The 4092-nt window shown below is 54.5% G+C and carries 4 protein-coding genes; all 4 read left to right on the top strand.

Annotated features, from left to right (window positions below; genetic code table 11):
* Positions 1-199: 199 nt before the first annotated feature.
* The 4 genes from JRF57_16310 (at position 200) to JRF57_16295 (ending at position 3055) form a co-directional block, all read left to right on the top strand.
* Complete coding sequence (locus JRF57_16310) at positions 200-532, top strand: hypothetical protein (protein MBW2305260.1); 333 nt, start codon at positions 200-202, stop codon at positions 530-532.
* A 382-nt stretch (positions 533-914) separates the two neighbouring features.
* Positions 915-1928, top strand: a complete 1014-nt coding sequence (locus JRF57_16305; protein ID MBW2305259.1) for a carbon-nitrogen hydrolase family protein — start codon at positions 915-917, stop codon at positions 1926-1928.
* A 17-nt stretch (positions 1929-1945) separates the two neighbouring features.
* Positions 1946-2119: a hypothetical protein gene (locus JRF57_16300; protein ID MBW2305258.1), complete on the top strand. Its 174-nt coding sequence runs from the start codon at positions 1946-1948 to the stop codon at positions 2117-2119.
* A 12-nt stretch (positions 2120-2131) separates the two neighbouring features.
* A complete protein-coding gene (locus JRF57_16295; GenBank protein ID MBW2305257.1) occupies positions 2132-3055 on the top strand; it encodes a DUF3786 domain-containing protein in 924 nt (307 codons plus the stop codon).
* Positions 3056-4092: the final 1037 nt, after the last annotated feature.

Raw genomic sequence — 4092 nt, 5'->3', positions numbered from 1 at the left:
GCTGAAAACACCAGCCCGGGAGCCTCCGAACTAAAGATAAGGCGCCATCGGCCTTTTGGAGACCGGTACCGGATTAAAGTACTCGCCGGGTGTTATGGAAACGGAAGGGGCCGGAGGGTTAAAAGAAAAGACAAGAAAGACGAAGGAACCCGAAGGATGGGTTCGCGGTTCGAACCTTCAACATTCAGGGAGGAACAAAATGGGAAAACCTGTCCATGACTACACCAACATTTACGAGTTCGCGGCCTCGGCCGGTTCCCTGGAGGGCTTTGTCTACCGCAGGGAAAACCTGGATGCAACTGCGCTGTCCAATTGGGTGGACAACCTGGTGACGGCATACGGCCTTCTGCCCCCTGAGGCCCTGGAACAAATCCAGCCTTCTATTGATCAGACGGTGGGAAGGGCCGTCCGATCGCTGGTCGCCCATCTGGGGGAAGACCATGGTCTCGTCCGGAAGCTCAAGTCCATGATTAAGGGAGAGATGCCCGCCTCGGCCGATGATTTCAAGAAAAAAAAATGGTTCCAGGAGTGAATGACCCCTTTTTCCTCTTTGGTCTCCGAGCATGGAAACCCGGCCGAAAGAGGCACCGAAAATGGATTCCAAGCCGCTTCGATCAAGATCAAGGAAGACGAAAATTTTAACCACAGGAATACATTGAGTATTTCGAGGATTAAAATTTGAGTCTGACGCAGAAATTGAGCAAAAGGGGGCGTTTTTCAAAGGTCTCGTCCCTTGCGCTTCACTCCCGGCAAAAGCCCCCCACACGCCGGGGGCCGTTATGGGAACTTCAGTTTTTAAGGTTCTCTATTGACACGGCACCGATGTTTTGATGGGATAGGCTCCAAAGGTTCACCGTTCCGACCCGATGAAAGGAGTCGGAGCAGGGCCTGTATTGAGAAGGGAGAAATACTCAATGGGTGATGTATTACCAAGATTCAAAGCAGCGGCAGTGCAGGCTGCGCCGGTCTTTCTTGACAGGGAAGCCAGTGTGGAGAAAGCCTGCGCCCTGATCGAAGAAGCATCCGCGCAGGGGGCGGACCTGATCGTGCTCCCGGAGGTCTTCATTCCCGGGGGACCTTATTGGGCCTGGCACTTGAACATGCGGCAGGCCATTCCCTTTTCTGTTGAACTCTTCCAGAATGCCGTGGACGTCCCCGGCGAGGCCACGGAACGAATCGGTGAAACGGCCAGAAAATGCAACGCCTATGTGGTCATCGGGATCAACGAGCGGGAGAACAAGAGCATATACAACACCCTCCTTTTCTATAACCGTGAGGGGAAGATCATTGGGAAGCACCGGAAATTCAAGCCCACCGGAGCGGAAAAACTGGTCTGGGGAGAGGGAGACGGCAGCACCCACCGGGTTTACGAAACGGAAATCGGACGAATCGGGGGACTGATCTGCGGCGAGCACACCATGGCCCTCCCGGGGTATACCCTTGCAGCCATGGGAGAACAGGTACATGTCGCCTCGTGGGTCGGTTTCGCTTTTGCGGATACCAGCCTCACAGAAATCTGCTCCAGGTACCATGCGATCGCCTATAACACCTTCGTCATTTGCAGCCAGTCCGTGGTGGACACTGCGGTTCCGGAGAAACTGGGAATCGACAGTATAAAACCTGGAGGGGCCTGGACCACTATCATCGAGGCGGGATCCGGGAGGATCATGGCAGGACCTCTTCAGCCTGCTGAAGAAGGAATCGTTTATGCGGAGATCGACCTCAACCAGGCCCCCTTCCATTATTTTCTCCACGAAACCACAGGCCATTACTGGCCCAAGCAATTCCAGGTCCGCTTTGACGCGAGATCCTTGAAACCAATGGTTATGGAGACGGAGGGGGAAGGTGACGAGAAAAAGGGAAAGACCGAAGATGAGTCTCCATCCTATCTTCCCGAGACAGACAAACCTTCCACCAGTGCCAAGTGAACCTGAAAGGGCGTGAGATGTTGAAACAAGGAACCCCCATCAGGATGACCAAGGCCTACGAAGGGGTTCGTGGGATGATCCTTGAAAGGACCGAGTCCGAGTACGAACTCTATGTGCTGAAACTGGAAAACGGCCTGTATCTTGTTGCAGGTCCGTCGGTTTTTGTCCCCGCCGAAAAGACGGATGAATAAGGATCAAGAAACATGCCGACAGGAGCCTGCGGCATAAATTGTGATGTCTGCAAACTGAGACTCTTAGGGATTTGTTCCAGTTGCGGGGCAGGAAGAGGCCGGGAGGCGGAGGCCAAGCTCGCCGCCCAAAAACGCCTCTTCGGGGGGACCTGCACGATTCTCGAGTGCGCCCGAATGAACAACCTGGATTACTGTATAAGGGATTGCAGCAATTTTCCCTGCCAAAACTTCGCTCTGGGACCCTACCCTTTTAGTAAAGGTTTCTTGAAAATGCAGGAGAGACGACGCAGGGACAGGGCCCCCGCCCTGGACCACAACGGACGTCCCATCACCGTACCACCGGAATTCTGGGAGACCTTGGAGCGAAGGGACCGGACGACCCTCCTGAATCTTACCCTTTTTGAGGCATATCCTCCCCGCGCCTTGAAGTTCCGATTTCTGAGGGAGGATATCCTGGTGGACCCGGAGACTCGAACCCTCAAGCTCTTCACCCCATCCGGCTGGGAAGAATTAAAGGATCCCCTCCTTGAACTCCTAACCCTCCTTTACCTGAATCATGTCACTGCCTTGCATCCCATGGGAAAAGACCTCGTTGGCTGTGAAGATCTCAAGGAGGCCCATTATTTTTCCGGCCGCCACCGCCTCAGGGTGGAACCCTTGGTAGAGCGTTACGGCAACGATCCGGAAGGATTTCAGGAGGCGGCCGAGTATCTGGGTGGTGAGGCCGTGGACATGGCCGACGAGGCCTTCAGGCTCCTGCCTTTTCCGAGGGTACCGCTCTACTACCTCCTCTGGAAGGGAGATGACGAATTTCTCCCAAGAATATCTATCCTCTTTGACCGCTCCATCGAGACCTGCTTTTCAGCCTCCGGCATCTGGTCCCTTGTAAACCTGGTATCCTTTTTCCTGCTGAAGGGTCCCGAAAAATCCATCTAGTATCCATCCATAATCGGCCAATTTCCGCAATCTTCCGCCTTTGACACGGCTACGACGGAAGATTGGGCAAAAGGGGGCGTTTTTCAAAGGTCTCTTGAAATAACTAGGCCGGGAGACTCGGGAACGAGGAAAAGATCTACATGCCCCTTCCGTTTCCATAACACCCGGTGAGCACTTCATTTCGATAACAGCTTCCGAAGGCCGATGGCGCCTTTTCTTTCGTTTGGAGGCTCCCGGGCTGGTGTTTTCAGCGGCTTATCAGCGGGGGACACCTGCCCGCCGCTTCCTGGCGGGCCGGCCCCTTCCCGCCGGTCACTCCAGAAAAGGGGCCATCGGCCCCAGCGCGCACTATCCGCCTTCACAAAGACATCCAGGTGTAACCCAGTCGAATCTAGACCTTTGAAGGATACCGGGTTACCGGGGAAGGGGCATGGGGATCTTTTCGGAAGTGACCTGTCGGGAGGCCTTCGTTATTTCAGGAGGTTAGGGATGGGGGAAACCCCGGCTCCCGCTTCTAAAAGCGGGAGATCGGCGGAGGGGGCAAGAATCCCCCGTCACTAACCCCTTGAAATAACCAGGCCGGGAGACTCGGGAACGAGGAAAAGACCCACATGCCCCTTCATTATAATCCGGTGCATTGCTGTCCAGAATAGAATTGTTTTGCTATTCATTGATAATAAAATCAGATGGATAGCCATACATAACGGTTTCTTTCAAATTCAGGTTTTTTTGCAGGCCGGCAGAAAGCAGAGGCTGCGGATGTTCTCCTCGCTAACGCCCGCTCCGGAGAAAATCCGAAGCCTCTGTTTGGAGCGGCAAATCCTATTTTGGACAATAGTGAATCCGGTGAGTACTTCAATTCGATACCAACCTCCAAAAGGCCGATGGCGCCTTTTCTTTCGTTCGGAGGCTCCCGGGCTGGTGTTTTCAGCGGCTTATCACAGCGGGGGACACCTGCCCGCCGCTTCCTGGCGGGCCGGCCCCCTCCGCATTCTCCCGCTCTGAGACCTTTGAAAAACGCTCCCTTTTGCCCAATC

The organism is Deltaproteobacteria bacterium (genome assembly GCA_019310525.1).
Classification (GTDB): Bacteria; Desulfobacterota; DSM-4660; order Desulfatiglandales; family HGW-15; genus JAFDEE01.
This window is presented reverse-complemented; position numbering and strand designations above follow the sequence as displayed.